This window comes from Quyinboa mangrovi (assembly GCF_042219825.1).
In the GTDB taxonomy this organism is placed as follows: domain Bacteria; phylum Bacteroidota; class Bacteroidia; order Bacteroidales; family UBA5342; genus JBHJHP01.
In genome coordinates this window covers 613,211-638,080 of sequence record NZ_JBHJHQ010000003.1, presented here as the reverse complement: position 1 = coordinate 638,080, position 24,870 = coordinate 613,211, and the positions used below count along the sequence as shown (strand labels likewise).

Annotated in this window: 25 protein-coding genes; 23 read left to right on the top strand and 2 right to left on the bottom strand. The window is 40.1% G+C overall.

Translation table 11 applies throughout. The features are described 5' to 3' along the window. The first annotated feature begins 8 nt into the window (after positions 1–8). The 8 genes from ACE1ET_RS08585 (at position 9) to groL (ending at position 7,873) form a co-directional block, all read left to right on the top strand. The gene (locus ACE1ET_RS08585; RefSeq protein WP_375727975.1) at positions 9–1,499 is read left to right on the top strand and encodes a UxaA family hydrolase; all 1,491 of its coding nucleotides are present in this window, start codon (positions 9–11) and stop codon (positions 1,497–1,499) included. 243 nt (positions 1,500–1,742) lie between these two features. After that, entirely contained in the window at positions 1,743–2,654 is a 912-nt protein-coding gene (gene deoC, locus ACE1ET_RS08580) for a deoxyribose-phosphate aldolase (RefSeq protein WP_375727974.1), read from the top strand. 172 nt (positions 2,655–2,826) lie between these two features. Further along, complete coding sequence (locus tag ACE1ET_RS08575) at positions 2,827–4,077, top strand: sigma-54 interaction domain-containing protein (RefSeq protein WP_375727973.1); 1,251 nt, start codon at positions 2,827–2,829, stop codon at positions 4,075–4,077. Then, positions 4,077–4,583, top strand: coding sequence for an LptE family protein (locus tag ACE1ET_RS08570; protein ID WP_375727972.1), 507 nt, complete (start codon positions 4,077–4,079; stop codon positions 4,581–4,583). Before ACE1ET_RS08575 ends, ACE1ET_RS08570 begins: the two co-directional genes overlap by 1 nt. Further along, positions 4,583–5,440, top strand: a complete 858-nt coding sequence (locus ACE1ET_RS08565; RefSeq protein ID WP_375727971.1) for a hypothetical protein — start codon at positions 4,583–4,585, stop codon at positions 5,438–5,440. The genes ACE1ET_RS08570 and ACE1ET_RS08565 overlap by 1 nt, the downstream gene beginning before the upstream one ends. 5 nt (positions 5,441–5,445) lie before the next feature. Continuing rightward, positions 5,446–5,790, top strand: coding sequence for a preprotein translocase subunit SecG (secG, locus tag ACE1ET_RS08560; protein ID WP_375727970.1), 345 nt, complete (start codon positions 5,446–5,448; stop codon positions 5,788–5,790). A gap of 160 nt (positions 5,791–5,950) precedes the next feature. Then, positions 5,951–6,220: a co-chaperone GroES gene (locus ACE1ET_RS08555; RefSeq protein WP_375727969.1), complete on the top strand. Its 270-nt coding sequence runs from the start codon at positions 5,951–5,953 to the stop codon at positions 6,218–6,220. A gap of 21 nt (positions 6,221–6,241) precedes the next feature. Continuing rightward, positions 6,242–7,873, top strand: a complete 1,632-nt coding sequence (groL, locus tag ACE1ET_RS08550; RefSeq protein ID WP_375727968.1) for a chaperonin GroEL — start codon at positions 6,242–6,244, stop codon at positions 7,871–7,873. A gap of 92 nt (positions 7,874–7,965) precedes the next feature. Here the strand turns inward: groL and ACE1ET_RS08545 are convergent, their stop codons facing one another. Further along, entirely contained in the window at positions 7,966–8,868 is a 903-nt protein-coding gene (locus ACE1ET_RS08545) for a helix-turn-helix domain-containing protein (RefSeq protein ID WP_375727967.1), read from the bottom strand. 163 nt (positions 8,869–9,031) lie between these two features. Here ACE1ET_RS08545 and ACE1ET_RS08540 point away from each other — a divergent pair, with 163 nt between their 5' ends. The 7 genes from ACE1ET_RS08540 (at position 9,032) to ACE1ET_RS08510 (ending at position 16,844) form a co-directional block, all read left to right on the top strand. Further along, on the top strand, positions 9,032–10,750 hold the full coding sequence (locus ACE1ET_RS08540) for a hypothetical protein (protein ID WP_375727966.1): 1,719 nt from the start codon (positions 9,032–9,034) through the stop codon (positions 10,748–10,750). A gap of 12 nt (positions 10,751–10,762) precedes the next feature. Next, entirely contained in the window at positions 10,763–12,169 is a 1,407-nt protein-coding gene (locus ACE1ET_RS08535; RefSeq protein WP_375727965.1) for a rhamnulokinase, read from the top strand. Between the two features lie 54 nt (positions 12,170–12,223). Beyond that, the gene (fucP, locus tag ACE1ET_RS08530) at positions 12,224–13,495 is read left to right on the top strand and encodes an L-fucose:H+ symporter permease (protein ID WP_375727964.1); all 1,272 of its coding nucleotides are present in this window, start codon (positions 12,224–12,226) and stop codon (positions 13,493–13,495) included. Further along, positions 13,495–13,842 (top strand): L-rhamnose mutarotase, encoded by a 348-nt coding sequence (locus ACE1ET_RS08525; protein ID WP_375727963.1) that lies wholly within the window; start codon positions 13,495–13,497, stop codon positions 13,840–13,842. The genes fucP and ACE1ET_RS08525 overlap by 1 nt, the downstream gene beginning before the upstream one ends. Beyond that, positions 13,843–14,895 carry an aldo/keto reductase gene (locus ACE1ET_RS08520; RefSeq protein WP_375727962.1) on the top strand — a complete coding sequence of 351 codons (1,053 nt, stop codon included), beginning with the start codon at positions 13,843–13,845 and terminating at the stop codon, positions 14,893–14,895. 6 nt (positions 14,896–14,901) lie between these two features. After that, positions 14,902–15,732: an amidohydrolase family protein gene (locus ACE1ET_RS08515; RefSeq protein WP_375727961.1), complete on the top strand. Its 831-nt coding sequence runs from the start codon at positions 14,902–14,904 to the stop codon at positions 15,730–15,732. A gap of 95 nt (positions 15,733–15,827) precedes the next feature. Next, a complete protein-coding gene (locus tag ACE1ET_RS08510) occupies positions 15,828–16,844 on the top strand; it encodes a zinc-binding alcohol dehydrogenase family protein (protein ID WP_375727960.1) in 1,017 nt (338 codons plus the stop codon). Between the two features lie 44 nt (positions 16,845–16,888). On the opposite strand, the gene ACE1ET_RS08505 is transcribed toward ACE1ET_RS08510, so the two are convergent. Next, positions 16,889–17,161: an acylphosphatase gene (locus ACE1ET_RS08505; RefSeq protein ID WP_375727959.1), complete on the bottom strand. Its 273-nt coding sequence runs from the start codon at positions 17,159–17,161 to the stop codon at positions 16,889–16,891. Between the two features lie 514 nt (positions 17,162–17,675). Between ACE1ET_RS08505 and ACE1ET_RS08500 the strand changes: the two genes are divergently transcribed. The 8 genes from ACE1ET_RS08500 to ACE1ET_RS08465 all read left to right on the top strand — a co-directional run bounded on the left by ACE1ET_RS08500 (position 17,676) and on the right by ACE1ET_RS08465 (position 24,866). Next, positions 17,676–19,706, top strand: coding sequence for a MutS-related protein (locus ACE1ET_RS08500; protein ID WP_375727958.1), 2,031 nt, complete (start codon positions 17,676–17,678; stop codon positions 19,704–19,706). Between the two features lie 394 nt (positions 19,707–20,100). Then, the gene (locus ACE1ET_RS08495; protein WP_375727957.1) at positions 20,101–20,514 is read left to right on the top strand and encodes an NADH-quinone oxidoreductase subunit A; all 414 of its coding nucleotides are present in this window, start codon (positions 20,101–20,103) and stop codon (positions 20,512–20,514) included. A 2-nt stretch (positions 20,515–20,516) separates the two neighbouring features. Continuing rightward, entirely contained in the window at positions 20,517–21,056 is a 540-nt protein-coding gene (locus ACE1ET_RS08490; RefSeq protein WP_375727956.1) for an NADH-quinone oxidoreductase subunit B, read from the top strand. Next, positions 21,034–21,537, top strand: coding sequence for an NADH-quinone oxidoreductase subunit C (locus tag ACE1ET_RS08485; protein WP_375727955.1), 504 nt, complete (start codon positions 21,034–21,036; stop codon positions 21,535–21,537). Before ACE1ET_RS08490 ends, ACE1ET_RS08485 begins: the two co-directional genes overlap by 23 nt. Positions 21,538–21,541: 4 nt before the next feature. Next, positions 21,542–22,693: an NADH-quinone oxidoreductase subunit D gene (locus tag ACE1ET_RS08480; protein ID WP_375727954.1), complete on the top strand. Its 1,152-nt coding sequence runs from the start codon at positions 21,542–21,544 to the stop codon at positions 22,691–22,693. A 23-nt stretch (positions 22,694–22,716) separates the two neighbouring features. Further along, positions 22,717–23,772 (top strand): NADH-quinone oxidoreductase subunit NuoH, encoded by a 1,056-nt coding sequence (nuoH, locus tag ACE1ET_RS08475; protein WP_375727953.1) that lies wholly within the window; start codon positions 22,717–22,719, stop codon positions 23,770–23,772. Positions 23,773–23,781: 9 nt separating this feature from the next. Next, positions 23,782–24,342, top strand: coding sequence for a NuoI/complex I 23 kDa subunit family protein (locus ACE1ET_RS08470; protein ID WP_375727952.1), 561 nt, complete (start codon positions 23,782–23,784; stop codon positions 24,340–24,342). 20 nt (positions 24,343–24,362) lie between these two features. After that, positions 24,363–24,866, top strand: a complete 504-nt coding sequence (locus ACE1ET_RS08465; protein ID WP_375727951.1) for an NADH-quinone oxidoreductase subunit J family protein — start codon at positions 24,363–24,365, stop codon at positions 24,864–24,866. Positions 24,867–24,870 lie beyond the last annotated feature (4 nt).

The following is a 24,870-nucleotide window of genomic DNA, read 5'->3' as shown; positions in this document are numbered from 1 at the left end:
ATATTTCAATGTCAAAGCATATTTTAATTGATCCTGAGGATAATGTGGCTGTTGCACTGGCTGATCTGGCCAACGGCACAGAGGTGGAGCTTAACGGGAGCAGGATTATTTTGAAAAGTGACATCCCAAGAGCACACAAGTTTGCCATTGCCGATATAAAAAAGGATGCCCACATTATAAAATACGGGTATCCCATCGGACATGCCACTGCTGAAATTGCACAGGGTGATCATGTGGACGAAAGGAATATCAAAACAAACCTTTCGGGTGTGCTGGATTACAAATTCAATCAGTTGCTTTCGGGTGTGGAATATCCTCAACGCAATCTCACATTTAAAGGCTATAAGCGAAAAAATGGGGATGTAGGGATTCGGAATGAATTATGGATCGTGCCGACGGTTGGCTGTGTGAACGGCATTGGAGACCGCATGCTCAATGCCTTAAAAGCTGAGGCAGGCGACCTAAAAGTTGATGGCATTGAAATCTTTAAGCATAACTACGGGTGTTCCCAGCTGGGTGATGACCACGAAAACACGCGTAAGATTTTAAAAGATATAGTGCTGCATCCTAATGCAGGTGCAGTATTGGTACTGGGATTGGGTTGCGAAAACAACCAACCCAAGGATTTTAAAACATTTCTTGGTGATTTTGATGAAGATCGCGTAAAGTTCCTGGTGACGCAGGAAGTGCAGGACGAATTTGAGGAGGGAATGAAAATACTGCGCGATCTGTATGCCAAAGCCGGTACTGACAAACGGGAAGATGTTCCCTTGTCATCTCTGAGGCTTGGTTTAAAATGCGGTGGTTCGGATGGTATGTCGGGTATAACGGCCAATCCGTTATTGGGTAAATTAACGGATATCCTTGTGAGTCAGGGTGGAACAGCTGTGTTAACAGAGGTACCGGAGATGTTCGGTGCGGAAACTATTTTGATGGACCGGTCAAAAGATGCAGCAACCTTTGATAAAACGGTTCATCTGATCAATGATTTTAAGGCATTTTTTATAGAGAACAAACAACCGATTTACGAAAACCCATCACCAGGAAATAAAGCAGGAGGTATATCCACACTGGAAGAAAAATCATTGGGTTGTACGCAGAAGTGCGGAAAGGCAACGGTGAATGATGTGTTGATGTACGGTGACCGGATTTCTGTTAACGGACTGAACCTGCTCAGTGCTCCCGGAAACGACCTGGTAGCCAGTACAGCCCTGGGTGCAGCAGGATGTCACATGGTGTTGTTTACCACAGGAAGAGGAACACCATTCGGAAGTTTTGTTCCTACCATGAAAATATCTTCTAATACACCTTTGGCTCAGAATAAGCCACACTGGATAGATTTTAATGCAGGACCGGTTGCGGATGAAGGTATATCACTGGATGATCTGGCAGAAGAATTCCTGGCATACATTTTAAAGGTGGCAGAAGGAGAAAAGGTAAATAATGAAAAATACGGATATCGTGAGATTTCCATTTTTAAATCGGGTGTAACATTATAGTTTTATTCATAATAAATGTTTGATTAATACTTTGATTGGCTTTGGACAGCTACAAAAACCCTTCGGAATACCGGAGGGTTTTTTGTTGAAATACAAGCAGGAGTGCTACAGCTCGACCGAGGGCTTCGTTTCAAACGAAACCCTCGGTAAAAAAACGAAACCCTCATTACCAAACATCATGTACTTCACGAGGACTTCGTTGAAAACAAAAATATTCCCTAATTTTGCCGCAAATTATTTAGCATGGAACACGAGGAAATAAATAAAGAGTTATCCAGTAAAATATTGGATTGCCTCACACAGTACAGGTTTAAAGCTGATGAAGCCACAATAGACAAGGAGCTGAACAGCATTAAGGCCAAAGTTGATGAAAATAAGTCAAAAGATGTTTATAAAACCATTTTCAGTCTGATTGATCTGACAACGCTTAATGTTCAGGATAACAAGACGCGGATCAATGCCTTTGTGAATAAAGTTAATCAGTTTCAGTCAAATTTTAAGGATGTACCCAATGTAGCTGCTATCTGTACCTGGCCATCCTTAATTGGTCAGGTTCGGGACACACTGAACGTTGAAGGAGTTTCGTGTTGTGCTGTTTCTGCCGGTTTTCCGGAATGGCATACCTTCACAGAGGTAAAAATTGCAGAAACCAGTCTGACCATAATGGATGGTGCCGATGAAATTGATATTGTGATCAATGTCGGAGAATTACTGGATGAAGATTATGATAATGTATTTGATGATATTTCAGAAATCAAATCAGCCTGTGGCGAAAAAAAGCTGAAGGTTATTTTGGAAACCGGTGCGCTTAAATCCACGGAAACGATTAAGACAGCTTCCATTATTGCCATGGAAGCCGGTGCGGATTTCATCAAAACATCAACAGGTAAAATTTCTCCTGCTGCTACACCCGAAGCATTTTTGGTGATGGTGAAAGCCATAAAGGAATTTGGAGAGAAATCAGGGAAGAAGATTGGTATTAAACCAGCAGGTGGAATATCCATCACCGAAGAAGCATTGCTCTATTATACCATAGTAAAAGAAGTATTAGGTAAAGAATGGCTGAATAATAAATTCTTCAGAATCGGAGCCAGCCGCCTGGCCAACGATGTGCTGGGACAGATTACAGGAAATGAGGTGAAGTATTTTGGTTAAACGTATTGATTCTAATGAATAACAAGTTGTAGAGACGCGATGAATCGCGTCTCTACTGGTTTTATATGAACACATTTTCGCTAAAAATTTTTAAATTATACCGGCTTAATGCGGCTGAAAACTGAATTATTGTAAATTTGTCATGCTTTACTGAAAAAATTTCAGTCTCACTATGAATATTCAACAAGTAAAACAACGATTTGGTGTTATTGGTAATGCCTACGGACTGAACCGCGCCATTGATATAGCTGTACAGGTAGCATCTACGGATCTTTCGGTTTTAATTACGGGTGAAAGCGGAACAGGTAAGGAGATTATTCCTCAGATCATTCATCAGTATGGTTCGCGTAAGCATGGGGCTTACATTCCGGTTAACTGTGGTGCCATTCCTGAAGGAACCATTGATTCCGAATTGTTTGGTCATGAAAAAGGAGCATTTACCGGTGCGCATACTGATAGAAAAGGATATTTTGAAGTAGCCGATGGAGGAACCATTTTTCTGGATGAAGTTGGCGATTTGCCGTTGTCAACACAGGTAAGGTTATTGCGTGTGCTTGAATCCGGTGAGTTTATTCGGGTTGGATCATCCAAGATACAAAAAACCGATGTGAGGGTGGTTGCAGCTACTAATCTGAATATGGCCAAAGGCATTAAAGAAGGAAAATTCAGGGAAGATCTGTATTATCGTTTGAATACTGTACCTATCTCTATCCCTCCGTTAAGGGAAAGAACCGATGACATTGTATTGCTGTTTAGAAAGTTTGCTCAGGATTTTGCCGAAAAATACCGCATGCCGAATATCCGGTTGACAGAAGAAGCTAAAAATCTGCTGATTCAGTACCGGTGGCCTGGAAATATTCGCCAGCTGAAAAACGTGACTGAACAGATTTCGGTGATTGAGCCGAACCGGGAGATTACTCCGGAAATTCTAAGACAATACATTCCTTTCGATAGCCACGACCAGCTTCCTGCACTTTACAATGCGGACAAAAAAGAAGAAAAAACCTTTCATTCCGAGCGTGAAATATTGTACCAGATTCTGTTTGACATGAAAAATGACATGAACGATCTTAAAAAGCTGGTTCATGAAATTATTGATAAAGAGAATATTGATGTAACAAAACTTGACAAAGACAAATCCCGTATTCTGAATACCCTTTCAGAGAAGAAGGATGTGCATTTGTCTCATTTCAGTAAACACGAGGAAGAACCAATTCATATAGAAGAACATTCCAATGGCGACTATATTGAAGATACCGAGGTATACGTGGAAGAATCCCTTTCATTAATAGATAAGGAGATAGAATTGATAAAAAAAGCATTGGAGAAACATAACGGAAAACGGAAAAATGCGGCTCAGGAATTGGGGATTTCGGAGCGGACGTTATACCGGAAAATTAAAGAATACGACATAGACCAGTGATGAGAAAATTATTCATATTCGCCATAAGTGTGTTATTGCTTACGCAATGCGCCATTAGATATAAATTTACGGGTGCATCCATTGATTACACCAAGGTTAAAACAATGTCTGTAGCATTGTTTCCAAATGAAGCACCGTTGGTTGCCGACCCGGGATTAAGTCAGGCTTTTACAGAGGGGTTGAAGGATTATTTTATGAAACAGACGCGTCTGGATCTCAAGGAAAATAACGGTGATTTACAGTTTGAAGGGGAAATTACAGATTATACCATTAAACCGCAATCCATTCAGGCTGATATGACGGCAGCCCAAACCAGGGTAACTATGAAGGTGAATGTGAGGTTTATGAATATAACTGATCCGGAGCAGGATTTTGAAAAAAGCTTTTCTGCGTATGTGGATTTCGACAGTTCAGAAAACTTTGAATCCATTAAGGAAACGATCAGGGAAGAACTTCTGGATCAGATCTTCGAGGATATTTTTAACGAATCTGTGGCAAACTGGTAGTGAACAAAGGTGAATTCATAGCATATCTGAAAGAACCGGCTTCAATAACACCTGAAGTCGCACCCCAGCTTAAAGAGCTTTTGAAGGCCTATCCGGCTTTTCAGACGGGACATGTGTTGCTTCTTAAAAGCCTGTATGAAACCAAAGATGTGTTATATGAAAAGTATCTGACAAAGATTGCTGCTTATGCAGGGAACAGGGAATTACTCTATGATTATATTCTGGGGACTCCGGATATAAAATCTGTTGAACCGGGGCTAAAGCCGGTTGAAATAAGCAAAGAAGAAAGAAATCAACAGCAAGAGATTCAGGAGCAACAGCAAGAGACTCCTGAGCAGGAGTTAGAGCAACAGCAAGAGGTTTTTCAGGAACCAAAAGCGGCTAAAGAAAACACATATTTTGACTCTGTTACCATATCAAACGATTATTTCAACATCTCAGAAATTACAAGAGAAGGAACCTCCGGAGATAAGTTTGATGGTGTTCATTCATTCGCCCAGTGGCTTGATATTATGAGTCATAGACCGAATGATGTTGATGTGGATGAAGAAAAACCGGTTCAGCCAAACAAAAAATGGGAGCTGATAGATAACTTCATTAAAGAAACACCGGCATTCACTGCATCCAGAGAAAAACCCGTGGATAAAGACGGTGTGGTTCAGGATTTGAGTGCCAAATCGGTATCCGATAGCGATGAATTTATGACCGAGACACTTGCAAGGATATATATCAAACAGAGAAACTTTGAAAAAGCACTGCAGATATTTAAAAAGTTAAGTTTGAAATATCCCGAAAAAAGTATTTACTTTGCGGGTCAAATTAAAATTGTAGAGCAATTAAAGAATAACGAAAAATAATCACAATGTATCTTTTAATATCAATTCTTATTTTCATTGCAGCAGTTTTACTGATACTGATTGTATTGGTTCAAAACTCAAAAGGCGGAGGTTTGGCATCCAACTTTGCATCATCAAACCAGATTATGGGTGTGAGAAAAACGACAGATTTCCTTGAAAAGGCAACATGGACCTTGTCTATTGCTATTCTTGTTTTGTGCATTGCAGGCGCAGCAGCTATTCCAAGAAGCAGCGGTCAGGCTGAATCGGCTATTCAGGAAAGAGTAGAACAGACAATTGATCCTAACCAGGTTCCTCAATTCCCGACAGAAGCTCCTGCACTGGAAGAACAGGATTCAGATACGGAATAAGAGATATAAGTAAAAATATCAAAATGTCAGACTGTCATACAAGTCTGACATTTTTTTTGTCATTATTTTATGAAAGTGTCAGAATCCGGTTTGGCATACAATGTGATAAGAAGATGACCGGTTTCAAAAATAAAATGTTTAACTCTAATAATAACAAAAGATGAATATCAAACCATTAGCAGACAGAGTTGTAATTAAACCTGCCGCTGCAGAAGAAAAAACAGCAAGCGGAATTATTATTCCGGATTCAGCCAAAGAAAAACCACAAAAAGGTGAAGTTGTAGCAGCCGGTCCCGGTACGAATGATGAAGCAATGGAAGTTAAGGTTGGTGATACCGTTTTATACGGTAAATATGCCGGTACAGAACTGACACTTGATGGAGAAACTTACCTGATAATGAGACAATCGGATATTTTAGCTATTGTTTAATAACACAAAATCAAAATAAAAATGGCAAAAGAGATTAAGTTTAATATTGAAGCCAGAGACAACCTGAAAAGAGGTGTGGACATTCTGGCCGATGCAGTTAAAGTTACTTTAGGCCCCAAAGGACGCAACGTAATAATTGAAAAGAAATTTGGCGCTCCTCAGGTTACAAAAGATGGTGTAACTGTTGCGAAAGAAGTAGAACTGGAAGATGCATATGAAAATATGGGAGCACAGATGGTGAAAGAAGTTGCTTCTAAAACCGGTGACGATGCCGGCGATGGAACAACAACTGCAACTGTTCTTGCCCAAAGCATTATTTCTGTTGGTCTTAAAAACGTGACTGCAGGTGCCAACCCAATGGATTTAAAACGTGGTATTGATAAAGCTGTAGGTCTGGTTGTTGAAAACATTAAGAAACAGTCCAAACCATGCGATTCCCGCGAAATGATCCAGAACGTGGCTAAAGTTTCTGCCAACAACGATGAATCAATAGGTAAGTTTATTGCCGATGCCATGGATGTTGTTGGTAAAGAGGGTGTGATAACCGTTGAAGAAGCCAAAGGTATTACTGATGAGCTGAAAACTGTGGAAGGTATGCAGTTCGACAGGGGTTATATCTCTCCTTACTTCATTACTGATACCGAAAAAATGGAAGCTGATCTTGAGGCACCATACGTTTTGATCCACGATAAAAAGATCTCTACCATGAAAGATCTTTTACCGGTTCTGGAACAAACAGCACAGACAGGTCGTCCATTGGTAATTATAGCCGAGGATGTGGATGGTGAGGCATTGGCAACTCTGGTTGTTAACCGTTTAAGAGGTTCATTAAAAGTAGCTGCTGTTAAAGCACCTGGTTTTGGTGACCGCAGAAAAGAAATGCTTGAAGATATTGCTGTATTAACCGGTGGTGTTGTAATAAGCGAGGAAAAAGGGTTGAAGCTTGATGCTACGACTTTGGATATGCTGGGTGAAGCAGAAAAGATCACCATTGACAAGGAAAACACGACCATTGTAAACGGATCTGGTGATAAAGATGCCATTACTGCCCGTGTGAACCAGATTAAAGCGCAGATTGAAACAACCACTTCTGATTACGATAAAGAAAAACTCCAGGAACGTCTGGCTAAACTGGCTGGCGGGGTTGCTGTTCTTTATGTAGGAGCTGCTACTGAGGTTGAAATGAAAGAGAAAAAAGACCGTGTTGACGATGCATTGCATGCAACGCGCGCTGCCGTTGAGGAAGGAATCGTACCTGGTGGCGGTGTGGCTTTGGTTCGTGCTATTAATGTTCTTGATGGTGTTCAGGGCGAAAACGATGATGAAACAATCGGTATTGAAATTGTTAAGCGTGCCATTGAAGAACCAATGCGTCAGATTGTAATCAATGCAGGACAGGAAGGTGCTGTTATTGTTCAGAAAGTTAAAGAAGGTAAAGACGACTTTGGCTACAATGCCCGTACTGATGAATATCAGAAACTGTACGAAAGTGGCGTAATTGACCCTGCAAAAGTAACACGTATTGCACTCGAAAATGCAGCCTCTATTGCAGGCATGTTCTTAACAACAGAATGTGTTTTGGTTGACATAAAAGAAGATGTACCACCGATGCCTGCAGGCGGCATGGGAGGCGGTATGCCCGGAATGATGTAAAAATCAGAAATGCTTAAAATAAAAGAGAGCTGTCTTGTTAAGGCAGCTCTTTTTGCATTCTTGGTTCTTGTGTCTTGATACTTATATCTGAATTACGCAATACTCATATTTTTTCTGTAATAGGTTGGTGGCATATTCAGCTCCTGTTTGAATACACGCGAAAAATGGTGGAGGTCGTAGAAACCGCATTCCCTGGCTATTTGTTCGATGGTGAAAGTTGAATGATGCAATAACGTCAGTGCCTTTTCAATGCGTTTTTTCTGAATATATTTCTGTACACTCAGACCCACATTTTCACGAAATAAGCGTGCAAATGAATTGGTTACCAGATTCACTTTTTGAGCCAGTTCTTCGTTCTGTATATTGCGGTGCAGATGCGTTTCAATAAATGCAAGGGTATCATCTATCCGCTCATCGTAATGTGTCAGTATCCAGCTCTTTTGAGGCAGAGAAGCCACCGATTCCATGATTACATTATAAATTTTAGTAGTTATATGAACCGGAATGGAAACATGGTCCTTTAGTAGATGATGCCGTATTGTTGTGATATTTTTCCGCAACTGATCGGTTACCGGAATTTTATAGATTCCAGGCTCGCAATCATCACGGTTGATCCCAAGGTTGAAGTGTATGAATAAATGGTCAAATGTGTCCGGTTCATGATGATGAATCTCGTCCATAGAAGTAATTCGTGAACCATCAATTTTATTCAAATCGGAATTATTGCCGGACGTCAGAATAGAATACGGTGTGTTCGGTGGAATTAACAGTGACTGATCTTTATTCAGTTCATATAAACGGCCTTCCAGTTCAACAAACGCCCCCGGCAATTCATTATGGTAAAAGCGCCAGAAAGGTGCAGACAAATTTCTGACATTCCAGTTGTGAAATTTCCAGTACCTGCAACAATGCAGTTTAATCTGAAAGGTTTCAAATTGTTGCCTGACATCTGAAGGGTCAATGTGATGGTCAATGATTTCATTAAACGGTTTCATTGGCAGTAATCATATTCTGTATAACATGCTTTAATGTTTAAATTGTACACATTAAAGATTTTTATATGCAACAATATATAAGCTTTAAACGCTTAATTTTGAACTTCAATAGATAGTGATGTAATCAATCAGTTGTTTAATAATTACAAAATTAAAATATATCATGGGAAAAGCAGTCAGACTCTCTGAAAGATTTTCAGAAACACGAAAAAGCAGCATTAATATCGGTGTGTGTGCTGCATGTGATCCAAGGATTGATGATGATGCACGAATACGTACGCAGAACATCGTAGATAAAATAGCGGGTGTTATTTCTGAACGAGTTAAGGTTCCGGCTAATGAAACAGTAAATGTTGTTTGGTCCCCGATATTAATCGACGGCGAAAAGCAGGCCGATGAAGTGGCTCGTCAGTTTAAGGCTGAGGGTGTAAATATTGTGGTGTGTACACCTGATACATGGGCCTTTCCTCAGCTGACCCTGATGAGTTTGATGGCACATTTCCCCAAGGATACACCTTTAAATATAACCTGTGGTAACAGTGCACCGAAACCGGGCGTGGTATTTGCCCATGCGGTTAATGGTGCATTTGCACAACAGGGCCGGTTGACCCATCTGAATGTTGGCAGCTGGGATGACAACGGATTGGATCCTGCCATCAAACCCGAAACACTGGATCAGTTGATTGACTGGTGCTATGCAGCTGTAACTTATGTTGGTCTGAAAGGCAGGCGGGTGGTTTGTTTTGGGCACGACTCCATGGGCATGGAAACAGCTTTGACCCATGTCAATGCAACCCGCAACACATTTGGTCTGGAGGTGACCAGGCTGGATATGAAATTGCTGGCAGATAAACTGAACAAAAAAGATTACGATAAAGAAGAACTGAAAGCCTTAAAAAACTGGCTGGAATCCAATTTGAAATCTATAGACAAGTCACAACAAGGTGCCGAAGAAAAGCTGGATAAGTCGTTAAGTATGTACCTGATCATGCGCGATCTGCTGACCGATCTGGATGCGGTTGGCGGTGCATTTATGAACCAGCTGGAATGGGGAAGCGACCGTCGTGGCATTCCATTGCCAATTTGCGATATGGCCGAGTCATTGTTTAATTCAACCTTCGACCATAACGGGGCCAAATTTGCGATGCCATTTGGAACAGAGGCAGATATGCAGGGAACGTTGACCATGTTGTTTAAAACATGGTTGTCTGGAGGTAATCCTCCGTTGTTTATGGACTTCCGGAAAGTGTGGGAACCGTGGGAACTGAAGAAAAAAGTGGAGGAGCTTGGACTGAAAGTTACAGGTAACGAGCTATGGTTGCAAAAAGGTTTGGTTGACGGCGACAACTCCGGATCAGCCAGTCTGAACTGGGCAGGCTTACCAGGTGAAAAGGCAGAAGCTTTGCTGAAACGAATCACTATGCCGGGAGCAGAATTGTATTATTTCCCGGGTGGAGGAAACAGTGTTAACTTCGTATCGCCTGGAGGTATTGACGGTATTGCCAGCCGCTTAACCTACTCAGAATTAAATGGCATGTTCAGCCTGATATGGGATGAAGCAACCACAGTGGATCTTCCAAAAGAAATGGAAACCTTTATTTCCAACAGTTCCAATGTCACCTGGCCACATACGTGGGTAGTTCCGAAATATGCCACCATGGCAGAATACAAACAGTATGCACCGGCTAACCACTTCCACATGACCGCCGGATTGAAACCAGCTGTTCTGCAATACTGGATGGATCTTACCAATGTGTTATCGGTTGCGCCATGGCAAAACAGAGCCAGTTTAATAGAGGGTGTAGATCGTCCGGTTCCGTTGATGCATCTTATAAACGGCGGAGAATACGAAGCAAAAAAACTGAGAAGTAAAGGATTCTAAATACTATTGGGTATGGATCAGTTTTCATGTCTGGCAATCGATATGGGCGCAGGTAGTATCCGGATCATGCTTGGAGAGTTTTCTGATAAACTAAGCCTGACCGAGGTGCACAGGTTTTCCAATGAAATTATATTTGAAAACGGACACGAGCACTGGGACCTGGCACGAATTACCAATGAAATAAAGAAGGGACTGGAAAAGGCTGTCAAACTATCGGTTTATCCAATTCAAAGTGTGGCTGTTGATTCCTGGGGTGTGGACCATGTATTGCTTGACAACGCTCTGAAACCTTTAGCCAATCCTTTTGCATACCGCGATAAGCGGACAGATGGCATGCAGGAAAGGTGGGAGAATGAATTCCTGTCAGCGAAAGAAACATTCGAACGAACCGGTATCAACTTTTATCCGTTCAACACGCTTTTTCAGTTTCTGTCGGTTAAAGACAAATCAGAATTTGCACATGTCAGGGCTATTCTTTTTATGGCCAACTACATAGCATTTTATTTGAGTGGTGTTTTAAATAACGAGCTATCGTTATGTTCCACATCGCAAATGATACATATTGCAACGAACACATGGGATGAACTTATCCTGAAAAAACTGGCGCTTAAGTCAGGTCAGTTTTCTGAACCACAACGTTGCGGAACGGTAATTGGTAATGTTAAACCCGAGTTTGAGCTGCCGGATGCTAAAGTTTGTCTTGCACCTTCACACGATACCGCATCTGCCATTGAAGCCATTCCTGCAACTACAGATAATTATGCTTATATCTCAACAGGGACCTGGTGTATCATGGGCATGAAGAGCATAATGCCAATCACTAATGAGCTGGCTTTTACCGAAGGGATCACCAACGAGATTACCTCTCCGGGGAATATTAAGGTGCATAAAAACGCCATGGGTTTGTGGTTGATCCAGAAACTTAAGGAGGAGCTGTTCCCGGATTTATCGTATGGTGAACTGGAACAACGCATTTCAGGATCCGGGTCAACCGGTATTACCATTGATCCGAACGACAACAGGTTGTACAATCCTGAAAGCATGAAACTGGTATTTGATGAATTGCTGTCTGAAGCAGGTTGTCAGCCGTTTAAAAATTCATTGGAGTATTTCTGGTGTGCGTACGAAAGCCTTGCGGCATCTTTCAAAGGTATTCTGGATGTCCTGATTAATCTCAGAAACCGAAGGTTCGACGGCCTTCATATGCTTGGCGGCGGTATTCAGTCGGAATTGTTGTGCCGGTTAACGGCAAACGCCGTAGGAATTCCGGTTCATGCAGGACCGGTGGAAGGAGCAACCATTGGGAACATGTTATGGCAGAGCGTGGCGATGGGGTATGCCAGTTCCATTGAAGAGGCTCATAAAATAGTAGGGAAATCATTCGGCATTAAAACATATAATCCTGAAAAGGAAGATTAGAAATAAAATATGTACATTGATGAGTTATTTATAAGAATAAAATTACAATAGAACATGGATGCAATAGCTAAGAAAGTGCCTTTACTGGATAAAAAGTACACACTGGCATTTATTTTATTATCAAGTTGTTTTATGTGGTGGGGTATTGCAAATAACCTCACAGATCCTCTTGTCAGGGTTTTTAAGGCAGTATTTGGCGAATTAAGTACGTTTCAGGCGTCACTCATTCAGTTTGCATTTTACTTTGGTTATTTCTGTATGGCAATTCCCGGATCCATGATATCCCGGAAGTATTCATATAAAACAGGGGTTCTTGTAGGATTAGGGCTTTATGCCATTGGTTGTCTTTTATTGTATCCATCAACGTTGCTACAGGAATTTATTTTTTTCTGTATCTCTTATTATGTATTGGCAAGCGGTTTAAGTATTCTGGAAACCAATGCAAATCCCTACATTCTGGTACTGGGTGAAAGAGAAACAGCAACACGGCGCTTAAATTTTGCACAGTCTTTTAATCCGATCGGAGCTGTTTCTGGTGTGTTTTTGGCCCGTTATCTCATTATGGCCAAGATGCCTTTGGATGCAGAGGGTAATATACAGGTTGCATCTGATCAGATCAATGAAGTTCTGAACATCGTCATTTTTCCGTATTTGTCTATTGCTGCTGTTTTGGTGCTGGTGTGGATATTAATTGCTGTCATGAAGATGCCAAAGGTTTCTGATAACAGTGCCGACCTGCATCTGTTTCGAACCTTTAAATCCTTATTCAAAAGAAAGAATTATACGTTTGCCGTGATTGCACAGTTTTTTTATGTTGGAGCACAGATTACGGTATGGACATACACAAATTTTTATATCCCTGAACATTTGCATGTGACTCCCGATCAGGCTCTGGAATATCATTCATGGGCACTGATATTGTTTGGTGTTTCGCGATGGATCTTTACTATCCTTATGAGAAAATTTAAAGACAGTACATTACTTTTAACCGCTTCAGTAATGGCAGGTCTGCTTTCTCTGAGTGTAATTTTCGTTGGAGGTATTGTCGGCGTATATTCATTGATAGGAATATCGGCGTTTATGTCTCTTATGTTTCCAACCATATTTGGCATGGGAAGTGATGGTTTGACGGATGAAGAAACAAAGGTAGGTGCTTCCGGTTTAATTATGGCGATTCTTGGTGGTGCATTAATCACACCGTTACAGGGTGCTTTTATTGACATAATAGGTGTAAGCTTTTCTTACTTTATTCCTCTGGTTTGTTTTATTGTAATAGGTTCTTACGCGTATTACAGGTTATCATTAACCAAAAGAGTAGCAGTATAATGACAGAATATAAACGATATTGTAAGACCTTAACTCTAAAGAATGATCCGGAATTGATTGAGGCATATAAAAAAGTTCATGCACCCGGTGCCGTTTGGCCGGAGATTACAAAAGGAATGAAAGAGGTTGGAATTCTGGATATGGAAATTTACATTTTGGGGAACCAGTTGTTCATGATCATGAATACAATAATGGATTTCGATCATGACCTTGCAATGCATGATCTGGCAAAAAAACCACGGCAGAGTGAATGGGAGGCTTATGTGTCAAAGTTTCAGAATACCTCAGAAGATGCCTCTGCCGATGAAAAATGGCAGTTGATGGAACGTATTTATAAAATGGATTAAATGACATTTATTAAACCAAAATATTTAGGCAAAACCAACATTGAATGTCCGCCAATTATTTATGGGACCAGTTATCTTGGAAACCTTTACAGAGAACTTTCCTGGAAGGAAAAGCTGGCACTGATGAAGGAGTGGTTCAATGTGGCGGATGGTAAGAAAGTAGTGATTGATTCTGCCGGGAAATACGGTGCTGGTTTATCACTTGAAACCATTGGAAAAGGCCTGAAGGAACTTGGTGTTGATCCGTTAAATATTACCATCAGCAATAAGCTGGGATGGTATCGCATACCCCTAACAACCGATGAACCATCATTTGAACCCGGTGCATGGATTAATATTAAACACGATGCTGTACAGAAAATTAGCTACGAAGGCATTCTGGAATGCTGGAAGCAGGGGAGTGAGTTGCTGGGAGATACATATAAATCAGAACTGGTTTCGGTACATGATCCCGATGAATATCTTGCAGCAGCTAAATCCGAAGAAGACAGGAAAAAGCGCTTTGATGATGTACTTGGTGCTTATAAAGCCCTGTTCGAACTGAAAAAGAAGAAAAAGGTTAAAGCGGTTGGCATTGGGTCCAAGGATTGGAAAGTAATTTATGAGTTGTACCAGCATGTGAAATTTGACTGGATCATGTTTGCCAACTCTTTCACGGTTTATTCCCATCCCGGAGAAGTTCTTGATTTCTTTATGCAACTGGAGAAGGATGGTGTTGGGATTATCAACTCAGGTATTTTTAATGCCGGATTCCTTACAGGAGGTGCCTATTTTGACTACCGGTTGGTAGATGTATCAAATCCACTGGATCAGCATTTATTTGAATGGCGCGAGAAATTCTATGCCGTTTGCGATACGTTTAATGTGGTTCCGGGTGATGCCTGTCTGCAGTTTGCCTATTCACCCAAACCGGTGAATGCTGTAGCTCTTAATCCGGGGAAACCAACCCGTATGGCACGGAACAAGATTGTTATCGTGCGTCCTATGCCTTATGGTTTCTGGGAAGCATTAAAAGAAGAAAAGATTATTGATCCGGCGTATCCGTTTTTATAAATCAACATGATGATTATTGATACACATCACCACTTATGGCAGTACAATCCGGTAGAGTTTGACTGGATTGATGATGAGATGGCCATTATCCGTAAAAGCTTTTTGCCGGATGATCTGCAGCAAACCATCAAGGGAACTGGCATTGAACAGGTCATTACGGTTCAGGCCAGACAAACATTGGAAGAAACAGACTGGTTGCTCACATTGGCAGAAAAACATGATTTTATGAAAGGCGTGATCGGTTGGGTGCCCCTTGCTTCACCCGATTTAGATTCTGTTTTGGAAAAATATAAAGGTAATCTCTGGTTGAAAGGCGTACGTCATGTGGTACAGGGAGAAACGGACCCGGAATTTATTTTAGGACAGGATTTTAATAATGGGATTACACTGCTGAAGGAATATGATCTGCTCTATGAAATACTGATATTTGAACATCAGCTTCCGAACAGCATCAGGTTTGTGGACAAGCATCCTGATCAGGTATTTGTATTGGATCACATTGCCAAACCTAAAATTAAAACCAATGAAATTAAGGATTGGAAGAATAATATGTATGAACTTGCAAAACGCGATAATGTGTATTGCAAGCTAAGTGGCATTGTGACTGAAGCAAACTACAAAACATGGAACAGAGAACAGCTTCAGCCATACTTTGATGTGGTTTTGAAAGCATTTGGTCCCGAGCGACTTATGTTTGGTTCTGACTGGCCGGTTTGCCTTGTAGCTACAGAATATGAACAATGGGTTAATATAGTAAGAGGTATAATTTCAGGATTTAGCCAAACAGAACAGGACCAAATTCTGTTTAAGAATGCACAAAGAGTTTATAATATATAGACACAAGAACCAAGATACAAGATTAAGCACTGTGTTGGTTGCTGAGTTTATCGAAGCATGATACCTGATACTTGTGTCGTGATACTAAAAAGAATATGAAAGCAATAGAAATTATAAAAGCAGGTGAAGTAAAAGTTGTGGAACGTGAAATGCCGGTGGCAGGAACAGGCGAGGTTTTACTGAAGATAAAGTACGTGGGGTTCTGCGGATCGGATCTGAGCACTTATCTTGGGAAAAATCCCATGGTGAGTTATCCACGTATTCCGGGTCATGAGATTTCTGCTGAAATAATCGAAAAAGGTGATGGTGTTCCTGAAAACTTCAATGCGGGACAGAAAGTTACCGTGGTTCCTTATACCAACTGTGGACAGTGTACCTCGTGTAAACAGAAGCGTTTTAATGCTTGCCGCTATAATGAAACGCTGGGAGTGCAACGCGATGGGGCCATGGCGGAATATATTGTGGTTCCGTGGCAGAAAATATTAACCGACGAGCAGCTATCAACACGTCAGCTGGCTTTGGTTGAACCATTGACTGTTGGCTTTCACGCCATTGACAATGGTGAGGTAACAGATCTGGATACCGTTATGGTTCTGGGGTGTGGAATGATTGGGACAGGTGCTATTGTTCGTGCTGCCCTGCGTGGTGCAACAGTAATAGCTGTGGATATTGATGATGACAAACTGGCTGTAGCTAAAAAACTTGGAGCTGTTCATACCATTAATTCACTAAAGCAGAACCTGCATGAAGAACTGGAAAGGATAACCAACGGTGACGGTCCGACAGTTGTTGTTGAAGCAGCCGGAAATCCCGTTACCTATAAAGCGGCCATAGAAGAAGTCGCGTTTGCGGGACGGGTGGTATGTATTGGCTATGCCGGAAGCGAAATATCCTTCTTAACCAAACTGTGGGTACAGAAGGAACTGAAAATCATGGGATCACGTAATGCCAATCCATCCGACTTTGAAGCAGTAATTAAATATCTGAAGGGCAGCGACCTGGATGAAAACCTGTTAATCACAAAAACTATTTCAGTAGAACAGGCGTCTGAAACAGTTAAATACTGGTCAGAACATACGGGAGAGGTCTTAAAAATAATGGTGGAATTCTGAGCATACCGAGGGCTTCGCTTTAAGCGGAGGCCCTCGGTACCCACTTATCTTCTAACCGTAAACGAATTAAACCCAACCAGATCAGTTATAGTAATATCCACGTGTTCAACCTGCGCATGATCTGGTCCTTTTTTACACCAGCTTACAAACTGTGAAAGCTGTATTTCACTTCCTTCTGCTTCAATATAAACAGTGCCATTGTATCGGTTTTTTACGTATCCCGTTACACCAAGAGTCTCTGCCATTCTGCGGGTATGCCAGCGAAATCCGACTCCCTGAACATTACCATAAACAGTTATATTGAAATGTTTGAGCATACAATAAATTTAGGGAGAGTTTTGAATAAAAAGTGATTTTATGTTAACAATCGTCAATTTAGCATTTTTAATTTTATTAAACAGCTGAAATTTAGTTACTTTAATAGATATTATCTGTTGTTGTGTGACATCAAAAAATAAAATCGTAAGAAGACCATATTCAAATTCAGATATGATAGTATGATTAAGATGTGTTGGATATATTACCGATCATTATTACCGTTGAATATTTTATTTTCGTTCGTATCGTCGGTTCTTGTTGCATCATTTATTTCTTCGACAATTGAAGAAGTACCATCATCATTTTGGCTACAATTATTACACAATTGGATAATTATTTTTTTTACCGTTGGATTTGTATGCAGTATTGCCTACTATGAATATTATAAGAAAAGAAATTACTTTTTTTATTACAATCATGCTTTAACAAAGACGAAATTGTATTTGTCAGCATTAATTTTTAACTCATTAACAGGAGCCATCCTTCTAGGATTAATTTCTTATGTGTAGTACGTTGGAAATAGATAGTGTAATTAAAACATTTGCTCAGAGAAAAATACTCACTAATGTGTATTTAAAATGTCAAACAGGAGAGATTGTCGGAATTCTGGGGAGGAATGGATGTGGAAAGTCAACACTATTAAAAATATTATTTGGAACATTGATTGCGGATCAAAAGGCGATTAAAATAGATAATAAATTTTATGATAAACCGTATCAGTATAAAAATTTGATTGCTTATTTGCCCCAGCACAGCTTTTTACCTGAAAATATTAGTTTGAGGGATATAATACATGTTTTTATAAAGGATCCTGAAAAAAGGAAAAAGCTAATTGCTGACGAAAGAATAAAGCAACATTTAAAGAAAAGAACAAAAGAATTGTCCGGTGGCGAGTTAAGGTATTTTGAGATAACCTTACTTGTTAATTTAGATGTCAGATTTATTCTTCTTGATGAACCTTTTTCTGGTATTGAACCGATCTATAAGGGAAAAATAAAGGAGTTAATAAAAGAGTATAGTAATGATAAAGGTTTTATTATTACGGACCATGATTATCAAAATATACTTGATATAAGTGATAGGTTAGTTTTAATAAAAGATGGAGCATTAATAAATATACAAAAGTCAAAACAACTGGAAGAATATGGTTATTTGCCTGCCGGGACGTTAATGCGTTCAAAAATGGATGGTATTGGGGAAGAAAGTCTCCCTGTTAATTTTAATGTGGATAGTCAAACATTGCGTGATCTTGACTTGATTGGCAGTACAAAAACAGGTCTTATCTTTTCAATATTCGATAATGTAAAAACAACAGGAGGGGGAATTCGTTTGCAAAAGATGCTCAAAACACCTATTTCGGACATAAACAGATTAACGGATAGAAGAGATACGATTAAGTTTTTTGTCGAAAAAAATGTGACCCTAAAAATCACTAAAAAAGATATTGATTTTATTGAGTTTTACAGATCATACAAAACTGCTGATTCAAGGAAGAATGTTATTGGTTCAATGTATGAAGGGCTGCGTTATAAAATAAAATCCAGTAATGATTATTATATAAAAAAGACAGGTGTACAAAAAACATTAGGACTGTTACACTATCTTTCTGTATTTGCTAAAGAGTATCACACTAAAGATATTCCCGTATATTTATCTCTTATTTTTTATAATATTCAGGAGATACTTTTCGAAAAAGGATTTCGGGAAATATTAGATACGGCAGATAAAACACATTTAAATGCTGTTGACATAGAGAAGCTGGATAATTTTTTCAGGAGGACCAATAGTAACAAAATCACTGAAATTCTGGAAATGCTTTATGAGGTGGATGTATTTGAATCTGTTGCCGCTTCAGTAAAAAAATATAATTTATCTTTTCCTGAATATTCCGGTTCCGCAATTCCAAATGTAAAACTTGAAGGTTTGTACCATCCGGTTTTAGAAAGGCCTGTTAGTAATGATTTTCAAATAGGCAGACATAAAAATCTGTGTTTTCTAACCGGAGCTAATATGTCAGGGAAATCCACTTTTTTAAAGGCATTTGGATTGGCAGTTTATCTGGCCCATGTAGGTTTTCCGGTTCCTGCGTCAAAAATGGAATCAACTATTTTTAAAGGACTGATAACTACGATTAATCTTAACGACAATATTGCTCTTGGCTATAGCCATTTTTATAGCGAGGTTAAGCGGGTTAAAGAAGCAGCATCAATGATAGAAAAGAATAAGAATGTAGTTGTAATTTTTGACGAGTTATTTAGAGGAACCAATGTGAAGGATGCATTTGATGCATCGTTAATGGTTATTTCGGAACTTTTAAGAATTAAAAGAAGTATATTTTTGATCTCTACTCATATTATTGAAATTGCTGAAGAACTGAAAAATAAAGACAATATTTTTTTCAAGTGTTTTGAATCCAAAATGGACATGGAAACTCCCGTTTACAATTATAAATTAAAAGGGGGCATTACCAAAGAACGATTTGGAATGCAGATTGTGAAAAATGAAAGAATAGATGAGATATTAAAATCAATTGATGAAAATTAAAGTCTATATTCGATAAAAACCTGTATAAATTATTTCAAAGTATTAGTCAAACGTCCCCTAAACAATATAAATAGCCTAACCTATTATTATTTATAAACCGGTTATCCAATCTAAAAATAAATTACGCATTTACTTTTTAGTTTGATTCTAAATTAGTTACAAGTGTTAAAATCATAAAAAACAGATTCATTGGATGTTACACTATTTTTAAGGTAGGATAAAATTGCCGATTAAATCGATAAATCAACATATCTACATATAAAAAGTTCATTTCGGCATACAGATTTTTAAAAAAAATATATATTTGATGGTTCAAAAAAACAAGCTGCCCGTCGATATAAACATTACATTGTCAGACAGTTAACAAAAATTTTAAACGATAAGTTAACAGGTTATGCTTTCAAATTACGGTATTATACTACTTTTCGTTATCCTGGGTTTTGTTTTTGTAGGCATTGGATTTGCAGCATCCTACCTCGTGCGTCCCAGTCATCCAAATCCGGTAAAAAATTCTACGTATGAATGCGGTGAAATTCCGATAGGAGAACCCTGGATAAAATTTAACGTGCGGTTCTATGTTATCGCGCTGGTTTTTCTTTTGTTCGATGTTGAAATCGTCTTTCTGCTCCCGTGGGCCGTTATATTCAAGGGACTAGGATGGTTTGCATTTATTGAAATGATCATCTTTGTCGTTATCCTGCTCACAGGATTTGTATACGTATGGGCAAAAGGGGACCTTGACTGGGAAAAACCAAAACCTGTAATTCCAAAATTAGAAGATTTAGTTGTAGGTAAAAAAATTGATTAACGATGGGTTTATTAAATAAACTGGATGATCCTTACGATGGTGGTGGAATTGTTCTTGGAACAGTGGAAGATTTATTGAACTGGGGTCGGAGTAAATCCAATTGGTATTTGCATTTTGGTCTGGCATGCTGTGCCATCGAATTTATGGCAATGAATGCCTCCCATTTTGATTTTATGCGGTTTGGTACCATTCCGCGTACAAGTCCGCGCCAGGCAGACTTTATCATGATTACAGGGACGGTTACTTTAAAGATGGCAGACAGGATCAAGATTCTTTACGAACAAATGTCTGAACCAAAATACGTCATTTCTGTGGGATCGTGCTCTAACTGTGGAGGGCCTTACTGGGAACATGGTTACCATGTACTAAAGGGAGTTGACAAGATTATTCCCGTAGATGTATACATTCCTGGATGTCCTCCGCGTCCGGAAGCATTTGAAGAAGGAATGATAAAACTGCAGGAAAAAATAAGCAAGCAGGCGATTTTCAATAAACGGAAAAAGCTGAAAGCTGAAGCTGATGAATCAAATAACGCGGTATAACATGGAATTAAACGAGATATATCAGTTATTGAAGGACAAATTTGGTGATGCAATCATTGAAATGAATGATCAGCAGCCGGTTGATCCGTATATTATAATTTCCCCCGAAAAACTGTTTGACATTTGCCATACACTTCGCGATCACGACCAGACACAGTTCGATTATCTGATGAGCCTGAGTGGTATGGATTATGGAGAGAACGTTGGCGTGGTTTATCATTTGTATTCCATGGAGCTTAAGCATAAGCTGGTCATTAAAGTGATGGTTTCAAAAGATAAACCAGTGGTTCCTTCTGTGGAGAGAATTTGGAAATCGGCCGACTGGCACGAGCGTGAAGCATACGATCTGGTTGGAATTGAGTTCGAAGGACATCACAATATGATCCGGATTCTTTGTCCGTACGACTGGGAAGGCTATCCATTAAGAAAAGATTACGTAACACCCGAGACCTATCACGGGATGAAAATAGGATACGAATAAGGGTATGAGCGATATTAAAAAATTAGATCTCGAGTACAGCCAGTTAGGTTCCGATAAAATGCGGCTGAATGTTGGCCCGCAGCATCCGTCTACTCATGGCGTACTCAGGTTGGAAGTTGAAGTTGATGGTGAGATTGTAAACGAGGTAATTCCACATTTGGGCTACCTGCACCGGAGTTTCGAGAAACATTGTGAAAATATGACCTATCCGCAGATCATACCATACATCGATCGTATGGATTACATTGCTGCGATGAACAACGAATGGGTTTACGCAATGGCCATGGAGAAAATGATGGACATTAAGGTTCCTGAAAAGGTGGAGTATATAAGGGTAATCGTGGCAGAATTAAACCGTATCGCTAACCATCAGATAGCCATCGGAACATTTGGTCTTGATGCCGGAGCATTTACACCATTCCTGTTCTATTTCCGCGACCGCGAGCAAATTGTTTGGATACTTGAAAAGCTTTCAGGAGCACGCTTACTTTATAATTATTTTAAAATTGGTGGTCTTGCCAGAGATATCTATCCTGATTTTAAACAGGATATTCTGAAAGCAATTAAGCAGATTCGTGAAACCAATAAAGAGGTTATGGATCTCTTAATGCTGAATGGTATTTTCATTAAAAGAACAACCAATGTTGGTATCCTTCCGGCTGACGTAGCCATAAATTATGCCTGTAGCGGTCCTGTTTTGCGCGGTTCCGGTGTAAAATACGATCTGAGAAAAGATGAACCATATTCCATTTACGACAGGTTCGACTTTGATATACCGGTTGGATCCAACGAAATAGGAAAGGTAGGCGACTGCTGGAACAGGAACATCGTAAGAGTTCGTGAGATGGAAGAGTCTTGCCGGATTATTGAGCAGGCATTGGAGCAGATGCCGATGGAAGGTGATGTGCAGGAAGCAGTAAAGAAGAGAGTTAAACCACCGGCCGGTGAGGTATACATGAGGGCTGAAAATCCAAAAGGAGACCTTGGGTTTTATATTGTTAGTAATGGTACTGATAAACCGGAACGCCTGAAGGCTCGCGGAACCAGTTTCGTGAATCTGTCGATAATACCTGAAATCTCAAAGGGCTATATGTTTGCCGATTTGATCCTGATTTTAGGAAGCATCGACATTGTGCTGGGTGAAGTTGACAGATAATAAAAAATTGAATCATTATATAAATGGACAATTCAAACTTTCTATATGATCTTTTCGGCGGTGTAAACGGCTGGGCGGTCACATTTGTAATTCTTCTTCCTCTGGGATTTGTACTTGTTTATGCGCTTGTTGCCATTTTGGCTGAATTAAAGGTTTCAGCATGGATACAGGAGCGTTTAGGTCCGATGAGAACCGGGCCCTGGGGGATTTTACAGCCGGTTGCTGAGGTTCTTAAATTATTACAAAAAGAAGATATCACTCCGGACAGGGCTAACAAATTGCTGTATAATGCGGCACCGTTCATTATTTTCACAGGAGCATATTCCGCATTTGCGGTTATTCCATTCAGTCAGGCCTATACACCCGCCAGCATCAATCTCGGTCTATTTTACATTTTTGCCGTCGGATCCATCAGTGCGCTTGGTATCGTGATGGGAGGATGGGCATCAAACAATAAATACTCACTGATGGGAGCCATGCGTTCAGTGGCGCAGCTGATCAGCTACGAGGTTCCTGCAGCCATTGCAGTTTTATCTGTTGTGGTTTTGACTTCCAGCATGGATCTGCAGCATATCAGCAGCATGCAATCCGGTTGGTTCTGGAACTGGTATCTTTTTGGAGGACCCGGAACAGCTGCCAAATGGATCATTTTTCCATTTACTGTGATTCTTTTCATAACATATTTTATATCGTCACTTGCCGAAACCAACCGTGTACCCTTCGATATTCCTGAAGGTGAATCGGAATTGGTGGCAGGGTTTCACACAGAATACAGCGGAATAAAATTCGCAATGTTCTTTTTTGCAGAATACGCCAACATGTTTGTGGTAGCAGCCATCCTGACAACAGTATTTTTAGGTGGATGGAATTCGCCGTTTGGCGATTTCATGCAGGGACCGGTTTGGGGCGCTTTCTGGTTCATCCTGAAAGGGTTTATGATTGTGTTGGTTCAGATTTGGATTCGCTGGACATTGCCGCGATTCAGGGTTGATCAGCTGATGTACTTAGGATGGAAAGTATTGTTACCGGCGGCCTTTGTTTGCTTTTTTGCTATTAGTTTATACGTAATGTTGAAATAGGATTTTATAATGGCATATTTTAATACAATCTGGTCAGGCTTATCAACGGCGTTTCAGGGGATGACAATTACCTGGAAGCACATCTTTGCCAAAAAAGTGACCATTCAATATCCGGATGAACGTTTTCCGATACCCGACGGTGCACGTAACCGTCTGGCACTACAGATGAACCGATGCACTGGTTGTACCTTGTGTGCTACAGCCTGTCCGGTAAATTGCATTACCATAGAGACCATTAAGGCTTCTCCCGATGATCCTAACAAGGAAAATTACGAGAATGGGAAAGAACGGAAAATGTGGCTGGAAAAATATGAAATTGATTTTGCCAAGTGTTGCTTTTGTGGTTTATGTACTCAGGCATGTCCTACTGATGCTATTCTTCATACTAAGGAATTTGAATACTCGGAATATAAACGCGAGAACCTGGTATACCAGTTTCAAACCCTGACTCCGGTGCAGATTGAAGAAAAGAAGCGTTTGCTTGAGGAGTACAAACAGAAACAGGCAGCTGAAGCTGAAGCTGCAGCAGCTGCCAAAAAAGATGACAGTCCGAAAAAAGACGAGAAATAACAGATCAAGATATACAGTATATGGATTTAGTAACGATAGCATTCTACTTTCTCGCTGCCTTAACTCTGGGGTTCAGCGCGATTGTTGTATTGTCTAAAAATATCATGTATTCGGCATTTGCCCTGCTGTTTACCCTGTTTGGTGTGGCAGGTCTCTATGTGTTGCTTACAGCCGATTTTCTGGCGATAACCCAACTTATGCTCTACATAGGAGGTATTCTGGTGTTGATCATCTTTGGAGTAGTTCTTACATCGCGAATTACGGGAATTGATGTAAAATCGGGTACTCTGGGAAAACTGCAGGTTGTGGCTGCCGGTGTACTGGCAGTTGTTATTGCCGGGTCACTTATTTATATGGCCATTTCAACCGATTGGCACACGGCACCTTCAGAAGAAGTTAATTCAACCGTAACCCAGATAGGTAACGAGTTGTTGACTAATTACCTTCTGGCGTTTGAAGCGGCTTCGATGTTATTGTTACTTGCCATTGTTGGAGCAGCACTTATAGCACGTAAAAAAAAGTAATGTT

Bases quoted from the DNA above. Each gene is read 5' to 3' on its own strand.
- ACE1ET_RS08535 (WP_375727965.1), top strand. From the start codon at position 10,763: ATGGATCAGTTTTCATGTCTGGCAATCGATATGGGCGCAGGTAGTATC.
- ACE1ET_RS08490 (WP_375727956.1), top strand. From the start codon at position 20,517: ATGGGTTTATTAAATAAACTGGATGATCCTTACGATGGTGGTGGAATT.
- ACE1ET_RS08480 (WP_375727954.1), top strand. From the start codon at position 21,542: ATGAGCGATATTAAAAAATTAGATCTCGAGTACAGCCAGTTAGGTTCC.
- ACE1ET_RS08520 (WP_375727962.1), top strand. From the start codon at position 13,843: ATGACATTTATTAAACCAAAATATTTAGGCAAAACCAACATTGAATGT.
- ACE1ET_RS08465 (WP_375727951.1), top strand. From the start codon at position 24,363: ATGGATTTAGTAACGATAGCATTCTACTTTCTCGCTGCCTTAACTCTG.
- ACE1ET_RS08525 (WP_375727963.1), top strand. From the start codon at position 13,495: ATGACAGAATATAAACGATATTGTAAGACCTTAACTCTAAAGAATGAT.
- groL (WP_375727968.1), top strand. From the start codon at position 6,242: ATGGCAAAAGAGATTAAGTTTAATATTGAAGCCAGAGACAACCTGAAA.
- ACE1ET_RS08515 (WP_375727961.1), top strand. From the start codon at position 14,902: ATGATGATTATTGATACACATCACCACTTATGGCAGTACAATCCGGTA.
- ACE1ET_RS08575 (WP_375727973.1), top strand. From the start codon at position 2,827: ATGAATATTCAACAAGTAAAACAACGATTTGGTGTTATTGGTAATGCC.
- deoC (WP_375727974.1), top strand. From the start codon at position 1,743: ATGGAACACGAGGAAATAAATAAAGAGTTATCCAGTAAAATATTGGAT.
- ACE1ET_RS08570 (WP_375727972.1), top strand. From the start codon at position 4,077: ATGAGAAAATTATTCATATTCGCCATAAGTGTGTTATTGCTTACGCAA.
- ACE1ET_RS08555 (WP_375727969.1), top strand. From the start codon at position 5,951: ATGAATATCAAACCATTAGCAGACAGAGTTGTAATTAAACCTGCCGCT.
- ACE1ET_RS08545 (WP_375727967.1), bottom strand. From the start codon at position 8,868: ATGAAACCGTTTAATGAAATCATTGACCATCACATTGACCCTTCAGAT.
- nuoH (WP_375727953.1), top strand. From the start codon at position 22,717: ATGGACAATTCAAACTTTCTATATGATCTTTTCGGCGGTGTAAACGGC.
- ACE1ET_RS08495 (WP_375727957.1), top strand. From the start codon at position 20,101: ATGCTTTCAAATTACGGTATTATACTACTTTTCGTTATCCTGGGTTTT.
- ACE1ET_RS08505 (WP_375727959.1), bottom strand. From the start codon at position 17,161: ATGCTCAAACATTTCAATATAACTGTTTATGGTAATGTTCAGGGAGTC.
- ACE1ET_RS08585 (WP_375727975.1), top strand. From the start codon at position 9: ATGTCAAAGCATATTTTAATTGATCCTGAGGATAATGTGGCTGTTGCA.
- ACE1ET_RS08540 (WP_375727966.1), top strand. From the start codon at position 9,032: ATGGGAAAAGCAGTCAGACTCTCTGAAAGATTTTCAGAAACACGAAAA.
- fucP (WP_375727964.1), top strand. From the start codon at position 12,224: ATGGATGCAATAGCTAAGAAAGTGCCTTTACTGGATAAAAAGTACACA.
- ACE1ET_RS08485 (WP_375727955.1), top strand. From the start codon at position 21,034: ATGAATCAAATAACGCGGTATAACATGGAATTAAACGAGATATATCAG.
- ACE1ET_RS08470 (WP_375727952.1), top strand. From the start codon at position 23,782: ATGGCATATTTTAATACAATCTGGTCAGGCTTATCAACGGCGTTTCAG.
- ACE1ET_RS08510 (WP_375727960.1), top strand. From the start codon at position 15,828: ATGAAAGCAATAGAAATTATAAAAGCAGGTGAAGTAAAAGTTGTGGAA.
- secG (WP_375727970.1), top strand. From the start codon at position 5,446: ATGTATCTTTTAATATCAATTCTTATTTTCATTGCAGCAGTTTTACTG.